This is a genomic window from Streptomyces laurentii (genome assembly GCF_040635425.1).
Classification (GTDB): Bacteria; Actinomycetota; Actinomycetes; order Streptomycetales; family Streptomycetaceae; genus Streptomyces; species Streptomyces laurentii.
The window spans coordinates 145,667-169,681 of the sequence record NZ_JBEYHT010000003.1 but is presented as its reverse complement, the minus strand read 5'-3'; the positions used below and the strand labels follow the sequence as shown (position 1 = coordinate 169,681).

Genomic DNA, 24,015 nt, shown 5'->3' with positions numbered 1-24,015 from the left:
GGCCGGTCAACTCTCCAGTGCCCGTACGCGACCGGGTCCCGCCCCGTACCGGCCCGGGCCCGGAAACGGCGAAGCCGCCGGCCCCGGGAACGGGAGCGGCGGCTTCATCGGCGTGCGGGGGAGGTCACTCCCACTCGATGGTGCCCGGCGGCTTGCTGGTCACGTCGAGGACGACGCGGTTGACGTCGGCGACCTCGTTGGTGATGCGGGTCGAGATGCGGCCGAGGACGTCGTACGGCAGGCGCGACCAGTCGGCGGTCATGGCGTCCTCGGAGGACACCGGACGCAGCACGATCGGGTGGCCGTAGGTGCGGCCGTCGCCCTGGACGCCGACGGAGCGGACGTCGGCGAGCAGCACGACCGGGCACTGCCAGATCTCGCGGTCGAGACCGGCGGCCGTCAGCTCCTCGCGGGCGATGGCGTCGGCCTCGCGCAGCAGGTCCAGGCGCTCCTTGGTGACCTCGCCGACGATGCGGATGCCGAGGCCGGGGCCGGGGAACGGCTGGCGCTGGACGATCTCGTCGGGCAGGCCGAGCTCCTGGCCGACCATGCGGACCTCGTCCTTGAAGAGCTGGCGCAGCGGCTCGACGAGCTCGAACTCCAGGTCCTCGGGGAGGCCGCCCACGTTGTGGTGGGACTTGATGTTGGCGGTGCCGGTGCCGCCGCCGGACTCGACGATGTCCGGGTACAGGGTGCCCTGGACGAGGAAGGCGACCTCTTCGCCGTCGGCGGCGCCCTCGGCGATGATGTCGGCCTGCGCCTGCTCGAAGACGCGGATGAACTCACGGCCGATGATCTTGCGCTTGGTCTCCGGGTCGGAGACGCCGGCGAGGGCGGTGAGGAAGCGCTCCTGGGCGTCGACGACCTTCAGCTGGACGCCGGTGGCGGCCACGAAGTCCTTCTCGACCTGCTCGGTCTCGTTCTTGCGCATCAGGCCGTGGTCGACGTAGACGCAGGTGAGCTGCGAGCCGATGGCCTTCTGCACGAGCGCGGCGGCCACGGCGGAGTCGACGCCGCCGGACAGACCGCAGATGGCGCGCTTGGTGCCGACCTGGGCGCGGATCGCGGCGACCTGCTCCTCGATCACGTTGCCGGTGGTCCAGCTGGGCTCGATGCCGGCGCCGCGGTAGAGGAAGTGCTCCAGGATCTGCTGGCCGTGCGTGGAGTGCAGCACCTCGGGGTGGTACTGGACGCCGTACAGCTTCTTCTCGTCGTTCTCGAAGGCGGCGACCGGCACGACGTCCGTGGACGCGGTGACGGTGAAGCCCTCGGGGGCGGCGGAGCAGGCGTCGCCGTGCGACATCCACACCGACTGCTCGGTGGGCGTGCCCTCGAAGAGGGTCGAGCCGGCCTTGCTGACGTGCAGCGGGGTACGGCCGTACTCGCGGGCGCCGGTGTTGTCGACCGTGCCGCCGAGCGTCGTCGCCATCAGCTGGAAGCCGTAGCACATGCCGAAGACGGGGACACCGGCCTCGAAGATCGCGCGGTCGAGACGCGGCGCGCCCTCCGCGTAGACCGACGACGGACCACCGGAGAGGATGATCGCCTTGGGGTTCTTGGCCAGCATCTCGGCCACCGGCATGGTGGACGGGACGATCTCGCTGTAGACCCGCGCCTCACGGACGCGGCGGGCGATGAGCTGGGCGTACTGGGCGCCGAAGTCGACAACGAGGACTACGTCCGGGTTGGTGACGTCGGGCGCACCAGCGGTGGGCGCTGAGGACACTGCGGCGGCCTTCCGGCGGGAGGAGGGTTCCCCCGAGTGAGGGGGGCTATTTATCGATTCTACCGGCGCGGCGACGGCACTCCTCGTCTCACCATCCGGGCCCGGTTTGGCCCGCACTGGGCGGAGGGGTCCATACTGGGGCCATGCGCGAGCTCACGACCTTCGTCTTTACCTATGGCAACCGGCCCACCGGCTGCCATGGTCGTGCTGCTTGAGCAACTGACAAGCGACTTCCCAGGCGCCCCGGGCCGACAAGGCCCGGGGCGTTCTGCTTTTCCCGGGCGTTGCCGCCCAGGGCTCCCGGACCCGCCGTCGCCCCTCCCCGACGACCATCCCGGCCGCCTCACCTCGGCCATCACCGCACAGGAGCCCCTCATGACCGCCACCACCGCCATCACCGTCCCCGCCGCCACCGCGAAGAACCTCGCCGCGAAGAACCTCACCGAGCAGACCGGCGCCCGCACCGCCGAGGCCGCGCACGTCATCGGTGACGCGCGGGAGCGGATCGACATCCTCGACGACCGGATCATCGGGCTGATCCAGGAACGGATGGCCGTCTCGGCCGTCATCCAGGAGGCCCGGATCTCCTCCGGCGGCCGCCGGGTGAACCTGGCCCGCGAGATGGAGGTCCTCGGCCGCTTCCGGGACGCCCTCGGCAAGCCGGGCACGGCGCTCGCGATGACGATGCTGGAGCTGTGCCGGGGCCGTATCTGAGGACCCGGAGTACGGCGGGACGTGTCCGGGGGTGCGGTCCCGCACCCGAGTTCGGGCGCCCTCTCACCCGTACGGAGCGTGACCGGGCCCGGCGCCGGTTCGTTGGTCGTGGTGTCCGTGCCAGCCAGGGGCGGGCCCGAACAAGACCACGCGTGGCTTGGCTGGGGCGTGTGACGTACCTCGGTACGTCGTGGGACCTCGCACCAGCGCATGTGACCGGACGGCAGGGGACAGCAGCCCGGTCACCCAGAAAGGGCGGTCGGTCCCGGGGACGCCCGGGGCCGGCCGCAACCGGCGAACGACCCGAGACTCCCGCCGTCCCCCGCCTCCCCCACCCCGCACCCCCGTACCTCCCGCGCGGCGCCCCGCCTCCCCCGGCGCCGCCGCCCTCGGCACCGCCGCAGCCCTGACGCCGGTGCCCCGCACAGGGGCCCCGTACCGCGACCGGAATCGCGGTGCGGGGCCCCTCCGCGTACCCGCGCGCCCCACTCTCCCGCCTACGTGACGCGCGTCACATAAGGATTCCGTGAGTGCGCTACAACCAATCCCCCAGGTCACCGGTCATCTATGCAGCACCACCCGGAAACCGGAGAGGCGCTGCACTCGGAGGGGGGTGCAGCGCCTCTTCTCTGTTTCCGGAATCCGTCCTGGTCGGGCCGGGTGCCGGCGTCGGCCGCGAGCTCAGTCCGCGGCCTTCGGGGTCTTCTTCACGGCCTTCGGCTTCTTCGGCGGTACGGACGGGATGCCCAGGAACGGCAGCCGCAGCGCGCCGAAGGCGTCGGCCGGCACCGCGGCGGACGCCGGCTCGACCGGGGCGAGCCGCACGTACGCCTCGCCCTGCCGGGGGCGCGGGTCCTTCTCGCCCTTGTTGGGCCAGAACGACATCGCCCGCTCCGCCTGCGCCGTGATCGTCAGCGACGGGTTGACGCCCAGGTTGGCGGAGACCGCGGCGCCGTCCACGACGGAGATGCCCGGGTGGCCGTAGAGCCGGTGGTACGGGTCGATGACGCCGGACTCCGCGTCCGCGCCGATCGGGCAGCCGCCCAGGAAGTGGGCGGTGAGCGGGGTGCCCATGAGTTCGCCGATGTTGGAGCCGGGGAAGCCGTTGATCTCCTCGGCGATCAGGGTGGCGGCCTGAGTGGCCTCACGGATCTGCGTCGGGTTGGGCGCGCCGTGCCCCTGCCGGGCGGTGAGCAGGCCCTTTCCGAGCCCGCCGGCCTTGCGGTAGGTGGTCAGCGAGTTGTCCAGGGACTGCATGACCAGGCCGATGATGGTGCGCTCCGACCACTTCCGGTTGGAGAGCGAGCGGATCGCGAGCGAGGGGTGACGGGCCAGGCTGAGCAGCCAGTTGCGGACCCGGTGGGCGCCGTAGGGCACCTGGAGGACGGTGAGGCCGCCCATCGAGTTGGAGCCCTTGCCGTACCGCACCGGCTCGATGTGGGTGGTCTCGTTCGGGTGAACCGACGAGGTGATGGCGACGCCGCGGGTGAAGTCGGCCCGCTGTCCGCCGTGCCGCGCGCGGTAGCGCCGGTCGGTGGTCTGGGCGCCGACCAGGCCCTCGGAGTTGGTCCGGGTCAGCTCGCCGAGGCGGTGCGAGATCCGGGGCAGCAGGCCGGTGTCCTTCATCCGGTGCAGCAGGGTCTGGGTGCCGTACGTGCCGGCGGCGATCACCACCCGGCGGGTGGTGAAGGTGCGGCCGGCGCCCTTCTTCCGGTTGTCGGTGGGCAGGGTCTTGACCGCGTAGCCGCCGCGCGAGTCCTCGGTGACGGCGACGACGGTGGTCATCGGATGGACCACCGCGCCCGCCTTCTCGGCGAGGTGGAGGTAGTTCTCGTTGAGGGTGTTCTTGGCGCCGTGGCGGCAGCCGGTCATGCACTCGCCGCACTCGATGCAGGCCCGGCGGGAGGGGCCGGCGCCGCCGAAGAACGGGTCGGCCACCTCGGCGCCCGGCTTCGCCTTCGCCGTACCGGAGCCGGACCCCGTACCGGAGCCGGAACCCGTACCCGTGCCCTCGGCTCCGTCCTCGGCGTCGTCCGCGACCGCGTCCTTGCCGTCGCCGAAGAAGACGCCGACCGGCGCCATGTGGAAGGTGTCGCCGATGCCCATCGCCTGGGCGGCCGCCTTGAGGTGGACGTCCGAGGGGGTCATCGTCGGGTTGAGCCGGACACCCAGCATCCGCTTGGCCTGGTCGTAGTACGGCGCGAGTTCGGCGCGCCAGTCGGTGATGTCCTTCCACTGCGGGTCGTCGAAGAACGGGGCGAGCGGCTCGTAGAGGGTGTTGGCGTAGTTGAGCGAACCGCCGCCCACGCCCGCGCCGGCCAGCACCATCACGTTGCCGAGCAGGTGGATGCGCTGGATGCCGTACAGACCGAGGGCGGGGGCCCACAGGAAGTTCTTCAGGTCCCACGAGTTCTTCGGCAGCTCGGACCGCGCGAAGCGGCGGCCGGCCTCCAGGACGCCGACCCGGTATCCCTTCTCGGTCAGCCGCAGGGCCGTGACCGAGCCGCCGAAGCCGGAGCCGACCACGACGACGTCGTAGTCGTACGAACCGTCCTCGTCCTGATTTCGGGCAGGGGGTACCGCGGTCATGGCTCTCCTCGTGCGAAAAGGGGCGGAACGGGCGGAACGGGCCGGTCCGGCCGGGCGGCCCGGCGAGCGGACCGCGGGCCGGCGGTCAGCGGCGGGCGGCCGGCGGTCAGCGGTCAGCGCAGGCGGAACGCCTTCATCACCTTCAGGGACGTACTCATGAACGCGGCGTACTTCTCGTCGTCCATCCCGAAGGACGGGCCGAGCGGCAGCAGCCGCTGCTGGGCGACGGTCTGCGCCTCGGTGTACTTGAGGATGCCCTCGGAGCCGTGGCGCCGGCCGAGGCCGGATTCCTTCATGCCTCCCATGGGCGACTGCACGCTGCCGTACGCGGGCGCGTACCCCTCGTTGATGTTGACGGTGCCGGTGCGCAGGCGGGCGGCGAGGGCGTGGCCGCGGCGTGAGTCGGTGGTCCAGACGGAGGAGTTCAGGCCGTACGGGGTGCCGTTGGCCAGCTCGACGACCGCGTCCTCGTCCGTGAACCGGTAGATCGAGACGACCGGGCCGAAGGTCTCCTCGGCGCAGACGGCCATCGGGGCCTCGACGCCGTCGAGGATGGTCGGCTCGAAGAAGTACGGGCCGATGTCGGGCCGGGCGACGCCGCCCGCGACCAGGGTGGCGCCCTTGGCGACGGCCTCCTCGACGTGCCGGGTGACGGTCTCCAGCTGCCGGTCGCCGACCAGGCAGCCCATGTCGGCGCCGTACGCGAGGGAGTTGCCGAGCCGCATGGCCTTCGTGCGGGCGGCGAAGCGGGCGACGAACGCGTCCGCGACCGACTCGTGCACGTACAGCCGCTCGATGGAGATGCACAGCTGGCCGGCGGAGGAGAAGCAGGCGCGGACGGCGCCGGCGGCGGCCTTCTCGATGTCGGCGTCGCGCAGCACGATCATGGCGTTCTTGCCACCGAGTTCGAGGCTGACGCCGACGAGCCGGTCCGCGGCGCCCCGGGCGACCTCGCGGCCGGTGCGGGTGGAGCCGGTGAAGGAGACGTAATCGGCGTGGCGGACGACCTCGGGGCCGACGACCGGGCCCTCGCCGAGCACGACCTGGAAGACCTCGGCGGGAAGACCGGCCTCGATCAGCAGGTCACGGGCCCACAGGGCGGTCAGGGCGGTCTCGGTGTCCGGCTTCATGACGACGGCGTTGCCGGCGACGAAGGCGGGCAGGGCGTCGCCGACCGACAGCTCCAGGGGGTAGTTCCACGGCGCGATCTGGCCGACGACACCGCGCGGCTGGCGCAGCTCGGTGACCTTGGTGAGGGTCGGGACGACGCCGGTGTGGCGCTTGGGGCGCAGGTACGCGGGGGCCTTGCGGCCGTAGTGGCGGGCGGCGACGGTGACCGCCTGGATCTCCTCGTGGGCGTGCAGGCGGGCCTTGCCCGTCTCCAGCTGGATGAGGTCGAGGATCTCGGCCTGGCGGCTGAGGATCAGGTCGTGGAAGCGCAGCAGCACCCCCGCGCGCGTACGGACGGGGGTGGCGGCCCAGGCGACCTGGGCGGCACGGGCTCGGGCATATGCCTCGGCGACGTCCTCGGGCGTGGACTCGGGCAGGTCCGCCAGCTTGTCCCCGGTGAAGGGGGTGTGGTTGGCGGTACGGCCGGAGCCGACGACCCCGCGGGTGAGCCGGGCGACCAGCTCGGGGGTCACCACGTCGGCGGCCTCGCGGGCACCGGCGGGCGCGGGCGCGACAGGGTTGGTGCCCGCGGCGCGATCGGCGCCCGAGGGGGTGGTGGCTGCCGTGGAGGTGCCGGGAAGTGCCTGAGCCTGCGAGTCCGTCATGGGGCCGAGCGTAAGCCGCGTTCGCGGCTTTGGGTACCCGTGAGTAACGCGTTTTCACCGGGTGCCCACATCGCGCCAGCGATCACTGGCATATCGGCCCTGATCAGGGGCTTACGGCAGCCCCCGGGGCCCTCCAGGACTTCTTCACGATCTCGAACCGCTCCCGCATCCGATCCCGGTCCGCTTCCGGCGCGGACAGGTAGATCGCGTACTCGCTCCCGTCGTTCCCGAGGAACACCTGGTCGATCGCACGGCGCGGACCGGGGTGGTTGGTCCGCTCCGTCCAGGTGAACTCCCACAGGCAGGAGTCGTCCTTGTCGCGGAAGATGTTCCGGTCCAGTCGCACCCGCGTGTAGTCGGGCAGCCGGCCGCTCAGGGTGGTCTCGACGTCCTGCATGTGCAGATACGGGTTCTCGAAGTCGGGCGACGGGTCGATGCTGACGCGGATGTGGTGGCGGCCGTTGTCGGGCGTGTAGTCGACCTGGCCGCCCTTGACCTGCCGGGTCCAGCCGTCGGGGACCAGGATGCTGAAGCCGAGGGGGTCCTTGACCCGGCGCCAGCCGACCGGGACGCCGCCGGAGGTCTTGCCGTCGTCCGTGCTCGGATCGGCGCTCGGATCACCGGTCGGATCACCGCTCGGGCCGGTGCTCGGGCCGGTGCCGGGGTTCGCGGCGCCGGTCGCGCTGGAGGTGGCGCCGCCGCCCTGGTCGTCCTGGCCATCCGTGCCGAGGAGACCACCCAGGTGCGTCATGGTCGCGAAGACCGCGCCGCCCGCGAGCAGGCCCGCGGCCAGGGCCGCGAGGACGGCGGGGCGCCAGCGGCCGCGGTGCGGGGCGGAGGCGGGCGCCGGGGCAGGCACGGGGGCGCTCGGTGACGGCATGGCAGGGGCGGGAGCCGGGGCCGGGACCGGAGAGGGTACGGAGACGGGGGCGGGCCGCGGCTCGGCGTACGGCTCCGGCAGCGGCGTCGTCGCGGCCGGCGCGGCGGCGGCCCGCTCCTCCGCCGTCATCCGGCGCGTCGGCACGTACGCCTGCGCGGCGAGCGGAGGCCGCCCCTCCATGGCGTCGAGCAGCATCCGCTCGATCTCGTCGGCACGCGGCCTCTGCTCCGGGTCCTTGCGCAGCAGCGCGATGACGACCGGGGCGAGCGCGCCCGCCTTCCCGGGGTACGGCGGCTCGTCGGTCACCACGGCCTGCATGGTGCTGATCGGCGAACTCCGGCGGAACGGCGACGTGCCCTCCACCGCCGTGTACAGCGTCGCACCGAGCGACCACAGGTCGGACGCGGGACCGGGATCGGCGCCCTGTACCCGTTCCGGCGCCAGATAGTCGATGGATCCGACGAGTTCACCGGTCCGGGTGATCGAGGTGTCGCCCTCGACCTGGGCGATGCCGAAGTCGGTGATCAGGACCCGTCCGTCGTGCGCGAGCAGCACGTTGCCGGGCTTCACGTCCCGGTGCAGCACTCCGGCGGCGTGCGCCGCGCGCAGGGCGCCGACGACGTGCAGGCCGATCCGGGCGGCCTCGCGCGCGTCGACGGTGCCGCGTTCCTTGACGGCGTCGGCGAGCGAGGGCCCGTCCACGTACTGCATGACGATCCACGGGCGGTCGTCGTGCTGGAGCACGTCGTGCACGGTGACCACGCCCGGGTGGCTGATCCGGGCCGCCGCCCGCGCCTCGGTCTGGGTGCGGGTGTGCAGCACCTGCCGGTCGCTCTCGGTCACGTACCGACCGGCCGTCAGTTCCTTGACGGCCACGACCCGGTGCAGGACCTCGTCGTGCGCCCGCCAGACCCGGCCCATGCCGCCCCGGCCGATGGCCTCGCCCAAGCGGTAGCGCCCGGCGAGCAGAAGTCCGGCTCCGGTGCTCTCAGAGTGTTCCACTTGCCCCCGCCCGTTCGGTTCCGAGGCAAGCGTACGGATCAGTGCGCCGGGCACGGAACCTCGGGGCCGCATCAGCGACAACTCTGTGACCGGCGCGCGGATTTCGCGGGTCAGCGGGTGACGCGGTAGCTCTTGACCGCCTGGTCGTGGACGGCGGCGATCCGGTCCCGTTCGTTCGACGGTCCGATCACCTGGACGACGTGATAGCGGCCGCCCTCGATCAGCGCCAGGTTCCGTCCGACCACCTCGTGTCCGGTGCTGTCGATCCAGCTGAACGTGCCCTCCGCCATGACCTTCTGGCCGATGTCGACGCGCCGCAGACCGTACTGGTCGGACCAGGACGACTCGCGCCAGCGGGTCAGTTCGCGTTCCGTGTCGCGCTGGTAGCGCAGGGGGTCGTCGCCGTTGGCGCTGACGGTGTCGCGGCCGGGGACCACGATCATCGTGAAGGCGCCGTCGGTGAAGCGCACTTGCCCGGCGTCGTTGATCGGGCTGCGCCGCCAGCCGCTCGGGACGCCGACCTGGAAGCCCTCGGGGTCCTTGCGCAGGACGTACCCGGAGGCGAGCGCCGGGTCGGAGGTACCGGGAGCGGGCGGGGTGGTGGCCGGCGGCTTGGACGCGGGCGCGGAGGACGGCGGGGCCGGGTTCTTCGCCGGGGGCGCGGAGGCGGGGGCGCTGCCGCGCGCGGCCTGGTCGCCCTGGCCCGGGTCGCCCGCCTTGGGCAGGAACAGCACCGCGTACGCGACCGCCCCGCCGAGCAGCAGCACGAGCAGGACCAGCAGCACCCGGCCGAGCGAACGCGGGGATCCCTCCGTACGCCCGGGCGTACGGGGCGGGCGCGGGGTGCGTGGGGCGCGCTGCGGTATCTCCTCGTACGACTCTTCGGGCATCGCGTCATATGCCGCTCCGTACGACGGTGGTGCGTCGTGTGGCGGTCTGTCATATGCCCTGTCGTCGTGGAGCAGATCGTCCAGCGAGCCGACCGGTGCCGGATCGGCGTACGGGTCGGCATACGCGTCGGAGTACGGCTCGGGCGACGGCTCACGGACCGGTTCACGGTACGCGTCGGGGTACCCGACGGGCTCGTGGACGGCGGTGTCGTACCCGTCCCGCTCAAAGCGAGCGGCGTCGGTCGGAGCGGAGACGTACCCGGCGGACTCGTGGACGTCCGTCTCGTGGACGTCGGCCTGGCGGAAGTCGGCGTCGAGCAGGGCGGTCTCGTCCGGGACGTCGTTCTTCGCGTGCCGGTGCCGCCCGTTCTTCGCGCTCTTTGCGCTCTTCGCGTTCTTCGTGTCGCCGCCCCGGCCCGACCACCAACGCCGGCGCCGCACCAGTTCGCCGCGCTTGCGGACGAGGGGCAGCCGGGCCGCGTCGGCCGGTCCCTGCGGGACGGCACCGGTCGCGGCGTCCGGCTCGGGCGCCGACCGGACGAGGGACCGCAGCCAGCCGCTCAGTTCCTCGACATCGGGCCGCTCGGTGGGGTCCTGGCGCAGCAGCGACTCCACGACGGGGCGCAGCGGACCGCACTCCTCGGCGAAGGCGGGCGGCTCCGCGCAGACCAGCTGGACCAGGTCGGCGGCGTTGTCCTCGGGGTACGGGGCGTGCCCCTGGACGGCCCGGTAGAGCAGCGCGCCCAGCGCCCACAGGTCGGTGGCGGGACCGATGGGCGGGGCGAGCCGCCAGTGCTCGTGCACGGGGCCGGCCTGCTCGGGCGCCCAGCGCTCGGTGACGGGGCCGACGACGGCCATCCGGGTCTGCCGGGCCCGCTCGGCGGCGAGCCGGGTCACCGGGCCCCGGTAGGCGTCGGCGGCGGGCAGGCTCTCGATGCCGGGCGCGGGCCGCGGCTGCGGGGCCGCGGCCGTGTACCCGGCCGGAAGCGCGGGCGGCAGCGGGCCCGGGCCGCCGCCTGCCGGCACGGCACGCCCGCCGTCGCGGGAGGCGTGCGGCCCGTCGCTCCAGTTTCCGATGAGGTACGCGCGCGGGGGCGGAGGCGGCGTCCGGTCCCCGCCGAGGCCGCCCGCGTCGTCGCCGTCGTCGTCGCCGTCCTCGTCCATCTGCGACCACCATTGAGGCCCGGACGGCCCCGGGGCCGACGGCATCGACGGGGGCGGGGACGGAGGTGCCGGGGTGCCGGGACGCTGGACCGGGAGGGAGCCGGTCTCGCCGATCCGGACCGCGGCACGGGCCCCCGCCCGGTACGCGGCGATGGCCCCGGCCCGGGCCGCCCGCACCTCGGCGGTGGCCGGCACCCCGGTCGGGGGCACGACCCGCGCGGGCGGCAGCTCCTGCCGTGCCCCGGCGCGCCCCGCCCCGTACGGCGTACCTCCGTGCGGCCCGTACCCGGTCCCGCTCGCGGCCCCGGGCGCCTCCGGCTCCCCCGGCTCGTCCGTCGGCGCGTGCGGCTCCTGCGGCCGGTCCGGTCCAAAGTCCTCGGGCTCGTACGGCTCCAGCGCGTACGGGCCGGCCGTGGCGGGCTCGCCGTCCTCGACGTGCTCGGCGTACACGCCGTACGTGTCCTGCGTGTCATATGCGTTGTCGTACGCGGTCGGCTCGACGTGCTCCGCGTACGCGGAGTGCTCATCCCGCCCGACCTGCTCGACCTGCTCGACCTGCTCGGTCCGCTCGTCCCGCTCGGCGTACGGGTCGACCTCGTCCGGCAGCGCGTACGCGTCGTCCCCGTCGCCCTCCACGTACACGACGTCCTCGGGCGGCCCCGCGTACGGGAACTCGTCCGGCGGCGGCACCGACGCGTACCCGCACAGGGCCTCCTCGGCGGCGCCCGCGGCGAGGCCGGTCAGGACGACCCGGCCGTCCTCGCAGACGAGGACGGTGCGGGAGGTGACGTTCCGGTGGGTCCAGCCGAACGCGTGGAGCGCGCGTAAAGCGGTGAGGAGATCGGCCCCGATCTCGGCCGCGCGATAGGGGCTGAGCGGACCCATGGCGAGGAGTTCGGCGAGCGGGGTGGCGGCGACGAACTCGCTGACGATCCACAGCGATCCCGCCTCGGCGAACACGTCGAAGACCTGCTCGAGGCGCGGATGGTCGGGTATGCGCGCGGCGGCCTGGGCCGCCTCGACGGCGCGGCGCACGGCCGGATCGGCAGGTCTGCGGGACGCCCGCCGGGCACCGGACCCGGCGTACGGCCCTCCGTCCGCGCCCGATTCGGAGTCGCCGGACTCCGCCTGCTCGACGACCTCGGCGTCGACGACCTCCGGCAGCGGCACCTGACGGACGCGCACTTCCTGGCCGCTGTAGGTGTCGAAGGCACGCGTCTCGACGAGGTCGAAGGCATACGCGTACGGATCGGTGTGCCCGTCCGGATCGGGCGGCGGCAACGGCAGGCGGTAACGGTCCGCGAGCACTCTTCCCGCGTAGTCGTCCACGACGCCTCCCCACGCGCCCGCCGGCCCCCGTGCCCCGCCGCACGGGTCGGACGGGGCTGTTCACGACACGATACGTCCGCGCGTCAGTCCTTGGGGCTGAACGTCGCGAACGCGGTCTCCCGCAGCGTCTTGCATTCCGGCTCGTCCCACGCGTCGGCGGGGCAGCTGACCATGATCGAGTAGCCGTGGCCGGCGTCGACCTTGAAGCCCCGGTTGAGCACCCGGACGCGCTGGCCGCCCTGGACGCGCTCGAACTCCCAGTCGGCGACGGTCGGGTACCCCTTGTACGAGACGGGGCGGATGCCCAGGTGCTTGTAGCCGTTGCTGGTGGCGGCGACCGCGGCGCGGGCGGCGTTCCAGGCGGCGGCCGCGTCGTCCCTCGGGCTGTCGTTGAAGTCGACCTGCACGCGCGGGAAGGACCCGGAGGAGGCGTTGAAGATGCCGCCCGAGTTCCGGCCTGCGATCGCGGTGAGCCGGAAGGACTTCGGCATCGCCATCGTGAAGTGGAACCGGCTGTTGGTGACCTGCTGATACCCGTCGGGCAGGGCGGCGGAGTCGTCGCCGCCCTTGCCGCCGGAGTCCTTCCCGCCGCCGTCGTCCTTGCCCCCGCCGTCGGGGGTGCCGGAGGCCGGGGTGCCACCCTGGCCGGCGCCGTCCGCGGACGGCTTGCCGCCGCCCTGCTGCTCCGGGGCGCTCGGCGTCGTGTCGGTGCCCTGGCCGTCGGCCCCGCCGGAGGCGTTGCCGGCGGTGGCGGTGGTGCCGCCGGAGTTCCCGCCCTTGCCCTGCTCGGCGCCGTCGTCGCCGCCGCCGAGGGCGACGTACAGGATCGTGCCGAGCAGCGCCGCGACCACGACCGCGGCGATGATCACCAGGGTGCGGCGTGGGACGACATCGGTGAGCGACGCCTTGGCGGGCGCGGCCGCGGACCGCCCCGCGGCGGGCATGGCGGCCGGCGGGGGCGTGGGGGCGGCGGCCGCGTTCCGTACGGACTTCAGCGCGCCGCGCAGCCGGTCGGCCGACGGGTCGGCGGGGGCCTTCTCGCGCGCGGGCTTCCGGGAACCGGAGCCGGCCGGAGCCGCCGCCGGACGCTCGGGGAACTGCGGCAGCGGGATCATCCGGGTCGCCTCGGCGGGCGGCTCAAGCGCCACGTCCGGCGCGTCGAGCACCGCGCACAGCAGGGCCCGGGCGCCGGCGTCGTCGAGCCGCTCGGCGGGGTCCTTGGCGAGCAGACCGTAGATGACCTTGGTGAGCTCCGGGCCCGCGTTCTTCGGCGGGTCGACGGGCTCGGTCATCACGGCGGTGAGCGTGGCGATGGCGGAGCCCTTGTCGTAGGGCGGGCTGCCCTCGACGGCCGCGTAGATCAGTCCGCCGAGCGACCACAGGTCGGCGGCCGGGCCGGGCTTGTGGCCGCGGGCGCGCTCGGGCGAGATGTACGAGGGGGCGCCGACGAGCATGCCGGTGGAGGTGATCGAGGGGTCGCCCTCGACCTGGGCGATGCCGAAGTCGGTGAGGACGACGCGGCCGTCGTCGTCGATGAGCACGTTGGACGGCTTCACGTCGCGGTGCAGGATGCCCTCGCGGTGCGCGGAGCGCAGCACGTCGAGGATGGCGAGGCCGACCTCGGCCGCGCGCCGCGGGGTGAGCGTGCCGTCCTCGCGGATGGCCTCGGCGAGGGACTTGCCCCCGATGAGCTCCATGACGATCCACGGGCGGTCGTCCTCGTCGACGACGTCGTAGACGGTCACGGCGCCGTTGTTGCGCACCCGGGCGATGGCCTTGGCCTCGCGGAGGGTGCGGGTGATGAGGCGGCGCTTCTCGTCGTCGTCGATGCTGGTGGGGAAGCGCAGTTCCTTGACGGCGACGGTACGGCCGAGCGTCTCGTCGACGGCGCGCCACACGGTGCCCATGCCGCCGCGGCCGAGGACCGCGCCGAGCCGGTAGCGCCCGGCGAGCAGCCGGCCCTCGGCGGACGTCACGTCAGCGTCCTTGCCTCGGCGTTCCGTTCCGGTCGCGTCGGCACCGAAGCCGGCGGCCGGCGCGGCCCCGTCGGTCGACCCGTCGGCGGCGGCCTTGCCACGCGCCCCGGGCTTGGCCTTGTTCTCTGCCTTGTTCTCGGCCTTGACCTCGGTCTTCGCCTTGGCTTCGGGCGTGCCGTCCGTCTTGGCCCCGGCCTCGGGCGCGCGCGTGGCGGTGCCGCTCTCAGCGGCCTTGGCGGCCTCACTCTTGGCCCACGAGGTGCCGCCGGCGGTGCCGCCGGGCTCCGACGCCTTCGTACGCCCGGAGCCTGACGGCGCGTCGGCCGCGCCCGCCTTGACCGTGCGCTTCGCGTCGGCGCGCAGCGCCCGGGTGTCCGGGTCGGTGGCGGTCGCCGTCTTCTTCGCGTCCTTGCCGGCGGTCTCGCCCGCGGCCTTGTCCGTCGCCGTGTCCGCCGTCTTCTCCGCAGCCTCGTCCGTCGCCGCGTCCGTGGCCTTCTCCGCGCGCGGGGCATCTGCCCCCGGCGCGGCCTTCGGCCCGGTCGCGTCCTTGTTCCGTTCCACCGCGCGCGCCTCCGGGACCGCGCCCCGGTCGCCGGTGCCGGCGTCCGCGGCGGCGTCCCGCCGGGGGTCCTGCCCCGTGTTCCGCGACTGCTCCGCCTCCGACATGCGTCCCCTCTGCGATCCTGTTTCCCGCCCGCGTCCCGCAGCTCCCGCGCTCGCGGCAACCCGCCCTGGAAGAGAGCCCATTGTCCCTCACTCCAGGACCCCTGACTCCCCCGGGTCCGCACTCCGGGATGCCCACCTGCTCAGATCGGCACGATGTCCGGTGCTCCGAGGCGGGCCGCGTCGGCCGTCAGGTCGTCGGGCTGGCGCTGTGATTCGCGTTCGGCCTCGACGCGCTTCTCGTAGTGTTCGACCTCTTTGTCCACCTGTCCGGCGTCCCAGCCGAGGACCGGCGCCATGAGTTCCGCGCACGCACGGGCGCTGCGGGTGCCCCGGTCGAAGGTCTCGATGGAGATGCGGGTACGCCGGGTCAGCACGTCGTCGAGATGCCGGGCGCCCTCGTGGGAGGCGGAGTACACGATCTCGGCCTTCAGGTAGTCCTCGGCGGCCGGGAGGGGCTTGCCGAGGGCGGGGTCGGCGGCGACGAGGTCGAGGATCTCCTCCGTCAGGGAGCCGTAGCGGTTGAGGAGATGCTCGATCCGGGCCACGTGCAGTCCGGCGCGGGCGGCGATGCCCGCGCGCGCGTTCCACCGCGCCCGGTAGCCCTCGGCGCCGAGCAGCGGGGTGACCTCGGTGACACAGGCGGCGACCCGCTTGTCGAGACCGTGCACCGCCTCGTCGACCGCGTCCTTCGCCATCACGCGGTACGTCGTGTACTTGCCGCCCGCGACGACGACCAGGCCGGGTACGGGGTGGGCGACGGTGTGCTCGCGGGACAGCTTGCTGGTGGCGTCGGACTCGCCCGCGAGGAGCGGCCGCAGTCCGGCGTAGACGCCCTCGACGTCGTCGCGGGTCAGCGGGGTGTGGAGCACGCTGTTCACGTGTTCCAGGAGGTAGTCGATGTCGGCGCTGGACGCGGCCGGATGGGCCTTGTCGAGGTCCCAGTCGGTGTCGGTGGTGCCGATGATCCAGTGCCGCCCCCAGGGGATGACGAACAGGACGGACTTCTCCGTGCGCAGGATGAGTCCGGCGGTGGAGTGGACGCGGTCCTTGGGCACGACCAGGTGGATGCCCTTGGAGGCGCGCACGTGGAACTGCCCGCGCTCGCCGATCAGCGCCTGGGTGTCGTCCGTCCACACGCCCGTCGCGTTGACGATCTGGCGGGCCCGGATGTCGTACGCGCCGCCGGTCTCGACGTCCTGGACGCGGGCACCGACCACCCGCTCGCCCTCGCGCAGGAAGCCGGTGACCCGGGCCCGGTTGGCGACCTCGGCGCCGTAGCTCGCGGCGGTGCGGATGAGGGTGGCGACGAAGCGGGCGTCGTCCATCTGGGCGTCGTAGTACTGCAGGGCGCCGACCAGGGCGTCCTTCTTGAGGCAGGGCGCGACACTCAGGGCCCGCCGTCGGCTGAGGTGGCGGTGGACGGGCAGGCCGCGGCCACGGCCGGAGGAGACGGACATCGCGTCGTACAGGGCGACGCCGGAGCCCGCGTACAGCCGCTCCCAGCCCTTGTGCTGGAGCGGGTAGAGGAACGGCACGGGCTTGACCAGATGCGGGGCGAGCCGTTCGAGGAGCAGGCCGCGCTCCTTCAGGGCCTCGCGGACGAGCGCGAAGTCCAGCATCTCGAGGTACCGCAGCCCGCCGTGGACGAGCTTGCTCGACCGGCTGGAGGTGCCGGACGCCCAGTCGCGGGCCTCGACCAGGGCGGTCGACAGCCCTCTCGTGACGGCGTCGAGGGCGATGCCCGCGCCGACGACCCCGCCCCCGACGACGAGAATGTCCAGTTCGCGCTCGGTCATGGCCGCCAGCGCCGCGGCGCGCTCGGCGGGTCCCAGTGTCGCTGTCCTCACGATTGCCGCCTCCCGTCGTCCCCCGCCTGTCGGCGAGGCCGGCGGCGGCCGAGCCGCCGCACCGCCGCGCCACCGTGTCGTCTTCACCGCCGGATCGCCGTATCGCCGCACCGCCCTATCGCCGTATCGCTGGATCGCCGCATCGCTGTGCGAATCCGGCCCACAGACTCGATTCTGGCCCGGCGCCCCGACTTCAGCCACCGCCTCGACCCAGCCTGTGGATAACACTCGGCGACGTTCACCCTTGCAATGCCGCATATCGGTCATATTTACGCTTAGTCTGACATCGCGTCGGCTCCCTTCGGTCCACAGGGGTTGCGCGTCGCGTCCCCTCCGGCTACTGGGAAGGACGGCCCATCCCCCATGCCCGCTGATCTCGCCGTCATCGGCCTCGGCCACCACGGCCTCCCCCTCGCCCAGGCAGCCACCACGGCCGGCGTCGACACCGTCGGCTACGACACCGACCCCCGCGCCGTCACCGAACTCGCCGCCGGCCGCTCCCCCGTCGACGGCTCCCTCACCGCCGCCGAGATCCGCCGGATGCTCTCCACCGGCTTCCGGCCCACCACCGACCCCGCCGAGCTGGGCCGGGTCCGCACCGCCGTGATCTGCGCCCCCACCCCGCCCGGCCCGGACGGCGCCCTCGACCTCACCGCCGTCACCGACGCCGCCCGCGCGCTCGCCGCCCGGCTCCGCCCGCACACCACCGTGCTCCTGGAGTCCCCCGTACCGCCCGGCACCACCGAGGGCCCGCTGCGCGACATCCTGGAGACCGGCTCACGACTGCGCGCGGGGCGCGACTTCCACCTCGCGTACTCCCCCGGCCGCCTCGACCCCGGCAGCCGCACCCACGGACGCACCCGGGGCCTCGCCGCCATCCCCAAGGTGATCGGCGGCCTGACGCCCGCGTGCACCGAGTCCGCCGCCGCCTTCTACGGCCGGCTCACGGACAAGGTCGTCCGCGCCCGCGGCCCGCGCGAGGCGGAGACCGTCAAGCTCCTGGAGACCAATTTCCGGCACGTCAACATCGCCCTCGTCAACGAGATGGCCGTGCTCTGCCACGAGCTGGGCGTCGACCTCTGGGACGTCATCCGCTGCGCCGAGACCAAGCCCTTCGGCTTCCAGGCGTTCCGCCCGGGCCCCGGCGTCGGCGGCCACGGCGTCCCCGTGGACACCGTCGACGGCCACCGCCCGCTGCGCCTGGTCGAACTCGCCGGCCAGATCAACGAGCGCATGCCGGCCTATGCCGTCCAGCGCGCCGCCACACTTCTCAACGAACACGGCAAGTCCGCCCGCGGGGCCAGGATCCTGCTGCTCGGGATCACCTACAAGCCCGATCTCGCCGACCGCCAGGGCTCACCGGCCGAGGAGATCGCCCGCCGCCTGATGGACCTGGGCGCGGCGGTCAGCTACCACGATCCGTACACCCTCGACTGGCGCGTCCGCGAACGCCCGGTCCCGCGCGCCGACTCCCTCTACGAGGCCGCCGCCCACGCCGACCTGACGATCCTGCTCCAGCACCACCGCACGTACGACCTCCAGGGCCTGTCCGTGAAGGCCCAGCTCCTCCTGGACACCCGCGGCGCCACCCCGATGGGCGCGGCCCACCGGCTCTGACCCCGCGTACCGCCGAAAGCCGCGGTGCGTTGTCGGTGGACGCTGCTAGCCTCCGGACGCTCGCACGCTCGTGCGACATCCGTGCGACACACCGTCCCTGGGGGGATCCCGCTCATGAGCCAGTCCGTTCCGCCGCCCGGCAACCCGTTCGCGCAGGGTGCCGCCGGGCCGGCCCCGATGCCGCCGGCCCCGCCCGTCCCGCCGGCGCCCTCCCGCGTCGGCCTCGGCCTCGTCGCGGCCGTCGTCGCCGCGCTCGTCGCGGGCGGCGTCTACGGCGGCGTCGCCGGCGCCATCGAGCGCGAGATCGGCTGGGCCGCGGTGGGTGTCGGCTTCCTGGTCGGCTTCGCCGCGGGCAAGGCCGGCGGCCGCAACCCCGTTCTGCCCGTGGTCAGCGCCGTCCTCTCGCTGGGCGCCGTCTACGTCGGCCAGCTCGTCGCTCTCGCGATCATCGGCGGCAAGGAGCTCGGCGTCTCGGCGACCACACTGTTCGTCGACCACTTCGACGTCCTCACGCAGGCGTGGAAGGAAGACCTGGACCCGCTGACGTTCCTGTTCTTCGCCCTCGCCGCGTTCGCCGCGTTCAGCGGCTCGAAGAAGGCCGCCGCGTAGGACCGACCGGCCCCGGCGCGCCAGCGGCCCGAGGGGGCGCGCGACGACGCCCGTGCTCCACAGGACACCTGCCGACCCGGGCCACCTCCGGTACGGTACGAAGTGACGGGGCCTACCGCAGTTGGTCGTTATGCATGGGCTCCTGGATGGATCGCGGGTGTCCGCCCCTACCGTGTTTGGGGGCGGCCGCTCACCGCCCGAAAAAGGTGGAGCCCACCGCAGTTGGTCGCTGCGCATGGGCTCCTGAATGGATCACGGGTGTCCGCCCCTACTGCATATGGGGGCGGCCGCTCACCATCCGAAAAGCCGCAAGATCCACCTCCTCCGGTACTTCACCGTCCACAGACGGATCCGGTCCCAGCGAGTGGGCTTGCGGTGGCGTCCCATGGGCACGCCCCCTTCCGCGCTATCGCCCAGTGACCCGGTGAGCGATCCGTCGGATATCGGGCCGGGCCCCGAGGGCGAGGTCCGGATGTCATATCCAGTGGAAGGGGGCGGCCCCGCACAGCTGGGGCGCCCGGAACCGACGCTACCGCCCGGAATCCACGCCTCCACCCGTATTCGCCCCGAAAACAACCGCGCGCCCCCTTGTCACACCACGCGCCCCGTCACGCACTACAGACATTCCGCGCGTCATACCGTGCGCCGTGACACGCGAGAGCCCCGTACCGCCATCCTTCGGCGGTACGGGGCTCTCGTACGTCGTGCGTCGCGCTCCCCGCGTCGTGGGGCGCGCTCGCGGGTCAGCGCTTGTGCTGCGAGTCCGCGACCGTGACCTCGACGCGCTGGAACTCCTTGAGCTCGCTGTAGCCGGTCGTGGCCATCGCGCGGCGCAGGGCGCCGAAGAAGTTCATCGAGCCGTCCGGGGTGTGCGACGGGCCGGTGAGGATCTCCTCGGTGGTGCCGACGATGCCGAGGTCGACCAGCTTGCCGCGCGGCACGTCCTCGTGGACGGCCTCCATGCCCCAGTGGTGGCCCTTGCCGGGCGCGTCGGTGGCGCGGGCCAGCGGGGAGCCGATCATGACCGAGTCGGCACCGCAGGCGATGGCCTTGGGCAGGTCGCCGGACCAGCCCACGCCGCCGTCGGCGATCACGTGCACGTAGCGGCCGCCGGACTCGTCCATGTAGTCGCGGCGGGCGGCGGCCACGTCCGCGACGGCGGTGGCCATCGGGACCTGGATGCCGAGCACGTTGCGCGTGGTGTGCGCCGCGCCGCCGCCGAAGCCGACGAGGACGCCGGCCGCGCCGGTGCGCATGAGGTGCAGGGCCGCGGTGTACGTGGCGCAGCCGCCGACGATGACCGGCACGTCGAGCTCGTAGATGAACTGCTTCAGGTTCAGCGGCTCTGCGGCGCCGGAGACGTGCTCGGCGGAGACGGTCGTGCCGCGGATGACGAAGATGTCCACGCCCGCGTCGACGACGGCCTTCGAGAACTGCGCGGTGCGCTGCGGGGAGAGCGCGGCGGCGGTGACCACACCCGCGTCGCGCACCTCCTTGATGCGCTGCCCGATCAGGTCCTCCTGGATCGGCGCGGCGTAGATCTCCTGCAGACGGCGGGTCGCGGTGGCCTCGTCGAGGCCGGCGATCTCGTCGAGCAGCGGCTGCGGGTCCTCGTAGCGGGTCCACAGGCCCTCGAGGTTCAGCACACCGAGGCCGCCCAGCTCGCCGATGCGGATGGCGGTCTGCGGCGAGACGACCGAGTCCATGGGGGCGGCCAGGAACGGCAGCTCGAAGCGGTAGGCGTCGATCTGCCAGGCGATCGAGACCTCCTTCGGGTCCCGGGTGCGCCGACTGGGTACGACGGCGATGTCGTCGAACGCGTACGCCCTGCGGCCGCGCTTTCCGCGCCCGATCTCGATCTCAGTCACGTGTGTGTGGCCTTTCCCTCTGTGTCTGCGCCTACCAGTATCCCCGAACCACGCAGAAGGGGCGGTTCCGGCCTCTGCCGGAGCCGCCCCCTGCCGCGTGGCGCGCGGTTACCGCTTGTTGCTGTAGTTCGGCGCCTCGACCGTCATCTGGATGTCGTGCGGGTGGCTCTCCTTGAGGCCCGCCGAGGTGATCCGGACGAACCGGCCCCGCTCCTGGACCTCGGGGACGGTGCGGCCGCCGACGTAGAACATCGACTGGCGCAGACCGCCGACCAGCTGGTGCACGACCGAGGCGAGCGGGCCGCGGTAGGGCACCTGGCCCTCGATGCCCTCGGGGATCAGCTGCTCGTCGGAGGCGACGCCCTCCTGGAAGTAGCGGTCCTTGGAGAAGGACTTGCGGTCGCCGCGGGTCTGCATGGCGCCCAGCGAGCCCATGCCGCGGTACGACTTGAACTGCTTGCCGTTGATGAAGAGCAGCTCGCCCGGGGACTCCTCGCAGCCCGCGAGCAGCGAGCCGAGCATCACGGTGTCGGCGCCCGCGACGAGCGCCTTGGCGATGTCGCCGGAGTACTGCAGGCCGCCGTCGCCGATGACCGGGACACCGGCCGCCTTGGCGGCGAGGGAGGCCTCGTAGATGGCCGTGACCTGCGGGACGCCGACACCGGCGACCACACGGGTGGTGCAGATGGAGCCCGGGCCGACACCGACCTTGATGCCGTCGGCACCGGCGTCGACGAGCGACTGGGCGCCGTCGCGGGTGGCGACGTTGCCGCCGATGACGTCCACCGAGGCGTTCGACTTGATCTTGGCGATCATGTCGCCGACCAAGCGGGAGTGGCCGTGCGCGGTGTCGACGACGATGAAGTCGACGCCCGCCTCGATCAGGGCCTGGGCGCGCTCGTACGAGTCGCCGGCGACGCCGACGGCGGCACCGACGAGGAGGCGGCCGCTCGAGTCCTTGGCGGCGTTCGGGTACTTCTCGGCCTTGACGAAGTCCTTGACCGTGATGAGGCCCTTGAGCAGACCGGCCTCGTCGACCAGCGGCAGCTTCTCGATCTTGTGGCGGCGCAGCAGCTCCATGGCGTCCACGCCGGAGATGCCGACCTTGCCGGTGACCAACGGCATCGGGGTCATGACCTCGCGCACCTGGCGGCTGCGGTCCGACTCGAAGGCCATGTCACGGTTGGTGACGATGCCGAGCAGCTTGCCGGCCGGGTCGGTGACCGGGACACCGCTGATGCGGAACTTCGCACAGATCGCGTCGGCCTCGGCGAGCGTGGCGTCGGGGTGCACGGTGATCGGGTCGGTGACCATGCCGGACTCGGAGCGCTTGACCAGGTCGACCTGGTTGGCCTGGTCGGCGATGGAGAGGTTGCGGTGCAGGACGCCGACGCCGCCCTGGCGGGCCATGGCGATGGCCATCCGGGACTCGGTGACCTTGTCCATCGCCGCGGACAGCAGCGGGACGTTCACCTTGACGTTCTTCGAGATGTACGAGGCGGTGTCGATCTGGTCGGGAGACATGTCCGAGACGCCCGGCAGCAGCAGCACATCGTCGTAGGTCAGCCCGAGTGTCGCGAATTTCTCGGGCACTCCGTCGATGTTGGTCATGACACCTTCCCCAAACGCCTTGATCGGTGCGGATGTCCATGCTAACGGCCTAGGGCCGCGTCTCATTCCACGAACAAGATCACCAAGGACATTTGTACGAATCTATGTACGCGCAAGGAGCGTCGAGGTGCCGACGCTCCTTGAGTCTCGCGGTTCTTACAGTGTGACAAGTGTCGCGGGCACTACAGATGCGAGTGCTCCGCCAGGGCCCGCAGCCGGCTGAGCGCACGGTGCTGGGCCACCCGGACCGCGCCCGGGGACATCCCGAGCATCCGTCCGGTCTCCTCCGCGGTCAGCCCGACGGCCACCCGCAGCACCAGCAGCTCGCGCTGGTTCTCCGGGAGGTTGGCCAGCAGCTTCTTCGCCCACTCGGCGTCGTCGCTGAGCAGCGCCCGCTCCTCCGGCCCGAGCGAGTCGTCGGGCCGCTCCGGCATCTCGTCGGAGGGCACCGCCGTCGATCCAGGGTGCCGCATCGCGGCCCGCTGGAGGTCGGCGACCTTGTGCCCGGCGATGGCGAAGACGAAGGCCTCGAACGGCCTGCCCGTGTCCTTGTAGCGCGGCAGCGCCATCAGGACGGCGACGCAGACCTCCTGGGCGAGGTCCTCCACGAAGTGACGCGCGTCACCGGGAAGCCGGTTCAGTCGCGTACGGCAATAGCGCAGGGCGAGCGGGTGCACACGCGCGAGGAGATCGTGCGTGGCTTGCTCGTCGCCCTCGACGGCACGACGAACGAGGGCACCGATCTCCCCCTGCCCGGCGGGCACGGGTGTCCCCGCGGTCTCGTCGTCGCGCATCGCTCCATGGTGCCTCGGTGCCTGCCCGTTCGCGGTACCGCGCCCGTAGTTGTGCACCGAAGCGTTATGAGCAGGTGCGCCGGGACTCATCTCCTGCGCCCTCCCCTTCCGCTCGTTTTCCACCGGCTCGCTTGGCTCACTCGTCTCGTCCCCGAGGAACTCCACGCCTTCAAGGATGCGGCATCCCACAGGTAAGTGACACAAGCCCACCCCGTCCGCCGCTCGGCGGACGGGGACACGGCCGGTGGCCGCGGGTCAGCGGACCAGGCCCCAGCGGAATCCGAGCGCGACGGCGTGCGCGCGGTCCGAGGCGCCCAGCTTCTTGAAGAGACGGCGGGCGTGCGTCTTGACCGTGTCCTCGGACAGGAAGAGCTCCCGGCCGATCTCGGCGTTGGACCGCCCGTGGCTCATGCCCTCCAGGACCTGGATCTCCCGGGCCGTGAGGGTGGGCGCCGCGCCCATCTCGGCCGACCGGAGCCGGCGCGGGGCGAGCCGCCAGGTCGGGTCGGCGAGCGCCTGGGTGACGGTGGCCCGCAGCTCGGCGCGCGAGGCGTCCTTGTGCAGATAGCCACGGGCACCGGCGGCCACGGCGAGCGCGACACCGTCGAGGTCCTCGGCCACGGTGAGCATGATGATGCGGGCGCCGGGGTCCGCGGAGAGCAGCCGACGGACGGTCTCCACGCCGCCCAGGCCGGGCATCCGCACGTCCATCAGGATGAGGTCCGAGCGGTCCGCACCCCAGCGGCGGAGGACTTCCTCGCCGTTGGCCGCGGTGGTCACCCGCTCGACGCCGGGCACGGTCGCGACCGCGCGGCGGAGCGCCTCTCGGGCAAGCGGGGAGTCGTCGCAGACGAGGACGGATGTCATGGCCGACCGCCGCTCTCGCAGCTGATGCGCGTCACCTTGAGCCTCCAGGGCTGGTACGTATCGTCACCTGTGCGGTTGACGCCCTCGGACA

The 24,015-nt window shown here is 72.8% G+C and carries 14 protein-coding genes; 3 read left to right on the top strand and 11 right to left on the bottom strand.

The window, feature by feature from the left end; all coding sequences use genetic code 11:
• Positions 1–124 precede the first annotated feature (124 nt).
• Entirely contained in the window at positions 125–1,726 is a 1,602-nt protein-coding gene (guaA, locus tag ABZ693_RS03395) for a glutamine-hydrolyzing GMP synthase (RefSeq protein WP_359872809.1), read from the bottom strand.
• 375 nt (positions 1,727–2,101) lie between these two features.
• Between guaA and ABZ693_RS03390 the strand changes: the two genes are divergently transcribed.
• Positions 2,102–2,440, top strand: a complete 339-nt coding sequence (locus tag ABZ693_RS03390) for a chorismate mutase (RefSeq protein WP_359872807.1) — start codon at positions 2,102–2,104, stop codon at positions 2,438–2,440.
• A gap of 681 nt (positions 2,441–3,121) precedes the next feature.
• Here the strand turns inward: ABZ693_RS03390 and ABZ693_RS03385 are convergent.
• From ABZ693_RS03385 to ABZ693_RS03360, 6 genes are all read right to left on the bottom strand, one after another.
• A complete protein-coding gene (locus tag ABZ693_RS03385; RefSeq protein ID WP_359872805.1) occupies positions 3,122–5,029 on the bottom strand; it encodes a GMC oxidoreductase in 1,908 nt (635 codons plus the stop codon).
• Positions 5,030–5,142: 113 nt separating this feature from the next.
• Entirely contained in the window at positions 5,143–6,804 is a 1,662-nt protein-coding gene (locus ABZ693_RS03380) for a succinic semialdehyde dehydrogenase (protein WP_359872803.1), read from the bottom strand.
• A gap of 103 nt (positions 6,805–6,907) precedes the next feature.
• Positions 6,908–8,686 (bottom strand): serine/threonine-protein kinase, encoded by a 1,779-nt coding sequence (locus ABZ693_RS03375; protein ID WP_359872801.1) that lies wholly within the window; start codon positions 8,684–8,686, stop codon positions 6,908–6,910.
• A 110-nt stretch (positions 8,687–8,796) separates the two neighbouring features.
• On the bottom strand, positions 8,797–12,069 hold the full coding sequence (locus ABZ693_RS03370; protein WP_359872800.1) for a serine/threonine kinase C-terminal domain-containing protein: 3,273 nt from the start codon (positions 12,067–12,069) through the stop codon (positions 8,797–8,799).
• Positions 12,070–12,152: 83 nt separating this feature from the next.
• Positions 12,153–14,045, bottom strand: coding sequence for a serine/threonine-protein kinase (locus ABZ693_RS03365; protein WP_435842333.1), 1,893 nt, complete (start codon positions 14,043–14,045; stop codon positions 12,153–12,155).
• Between the two features lie 806 nt (positions 14,046–14,851).
• Positions 14,852–16,558, bottom strand: coding sequence for a glycerol-3-phosphate dehydrogenase/oxidase (locus ABZ693_RS03360; RefSeq protein ID WP_359872796.1), 1,707 nt, complete (start codon positions 16,556–16,558; stop codon positions 14,852–14,854).
• Positions 16,559–16,921: 363 nt separating this feature from the next.
• On the opposite strand from ABZ693_RS03360, the gene ABZ693_RS03355 reads away from it, so the two are divergent.
• On the top strand, positions 16,922–18,175 hold the full coding sequence (locus tag ABZ693_RS03355) for a nucleotide sugar dehydrogenase (RefSeq protein ID WP_359872794.1): 1,254 nt from the start codon (positions 16,922–16,924) through the stop codon (positions 18,173–18,175).
• Between the two features lie 114 nt (positions 18,176–18,289).
• The gene (locus ABZ693_RS03350) at positions 18,290–18,784 is read left to right on the top strand and encodes a hypothetical protein (RefSeq protein WP_359872792.1); all 495 of its coding nucleotides are present in this window, start codon (positions 18,290–18,292) and stop codon (positions 18,782–18,784) included.
• Positions 18,785–19,527: 743 nt separating this feature from the next.
• Here ABZ693_RS03350 and ABZ693_RS03345 read toward each other — a convergent pair.
• From ABZ693_RS03345 to ABZ693_RS03330, 4 genes are all read right to left on the bottom strand, one after another.
• Positions 19,528–20,652, bottom strand: coding sequence for a GuaB3 family IMP dehydrogenase-related protein (locus ABZ693_RS03345; protein WP_359872790.1), 1,125 nt, complete (start codon positions 20,650–20,652; stop codon positions 19,528–19,530).
• A gap of 108 nt (positions 20,653–20,760) precedes the next feature.
• Positions 20,761–22,263 (bottom strand): IMP dehydrogenase, encoded by a 1,503-nt coding sequence (gene guaB / locus ABZ693_RS03340; protein WP_359872788.1) that lies wholly within the window; start codon positions 22,261–22,263, stop codon positions 20,761–20,763.
• Between the two features lie 182 nt (positions 22,264–22,445).
• The gene (locus ABZ693_RS03335) at positions 22,446–23,057 is read right to left on the bottom strand and encodes a sigma-70 family RNA polymerase sigma factor (protein WP_359872786.1); all 612 of its coding nucleotides are present in this window, start codon (positions 23,055–23,057) and stop codon (positions 22,446–22,448) included.
• Between the two features lie 255 nt (positions 23,058–23,312).
• Positions 23,313–23,924, bottom strand: coding sequence for a response regulator transcription factor (locus tag ABZ693_RS03330; RefSeq protein ID WP_003948568.1), 612 nt, complete (start codon positions 23,922–23,924; stop codon positions 23,313–23,315).
• Positions 23,925–24,015 lie beyond the last annotated feature (91 nt).